Here is a 797-nt window from a genome sequence, read left to right as displayed (position 1 = left end):
GCCGGCACCACCGGCTCGGGCAAGTCGGTGGCGATCAACACCATGATCCTCAGCCTGCTCTACCGGCTGAAGCCGGAGGAGTGCCGCCTGATCATGGTCGACCCGAAGATGCTGGAGCTGTCGGTCTATGACGGCATCCCGCACCTGCTCTCCCCCGTGGTCACCGACCCCAAGAAGGCGGTCATCGCCCTCAAATGGGCCGTGCGTGAGATGGAGGAGCGCTACAAGAAGATGTCCAAGATCGCCGTCCGGAACATCGACGGCTACAACGCCCGGGTCGCCGAGGCGGCGGCGCGCGGCGAGGTCCTGACCCGGACTGTCCAGACCGGCTTCGACCGTCACACCGGCGAGGCGGTGTACGAGGACGAGGCGATGGACCTGGCGCCGCTGCCCTACATCGTGATCGTGGTGGACGAGATGGCCGACCTGATGATGGTGGCCGGCAAGGACATCGAGGGGGCGATCCAGCGTCTGGCGCAGATGGCCCGGGCTGCGGGCATCCACCTGATCATGGCGACGCAGCGCCCGTCGGTGGACGTGATCACCGGCACGATCAAGGCGAACTTCCCGACCCGGATCAGCTTCCAGGTGACGAGCAAGATCGACTCGCGCACGATCCTGGGCGAGATGGGCGCCGAGCAGCTTCTGGGTCAGGGCGACATGCTGTTCATGGCCGGCGGCGGGCGTACGACGCGCGTGCACGGGCCGTTCTGCTCCGACAGCGAGGTCGAGACCGTGGTCGCCCACCTCAAGCGCCAGGGCCGGCCCAGCTACCTCGACGCCGTCACCGCCGACGA

At 67.5% G+C, this 797-nt stretch carries 1 protein-coding gene; it reads left to right on the top strand.

Annotated elements, in window-relative coordinates; translation table 11 throughout:
* Nucleotides 1-797: FtsK/SpoIIIE domain-containing protein (locus CIW48_RS32930; RefSeq protein ID WP_281407426.1), on the top strand; the 797-nt coding region annotated here is incomplete at both ends.

The sequence above is a fragment of the Methylobacterium sp. P1-11 genome, from assembly GCF_008329595.1.
Lineage (GTDB): Bacteria > Pseudomonadota > Alphaproteobacteria > Rhizobiales > Beijerinckiaceae > Methylobacterium.
This window is presented reverse-complemented; position numbering and strand designations above follow the sequence as displayed.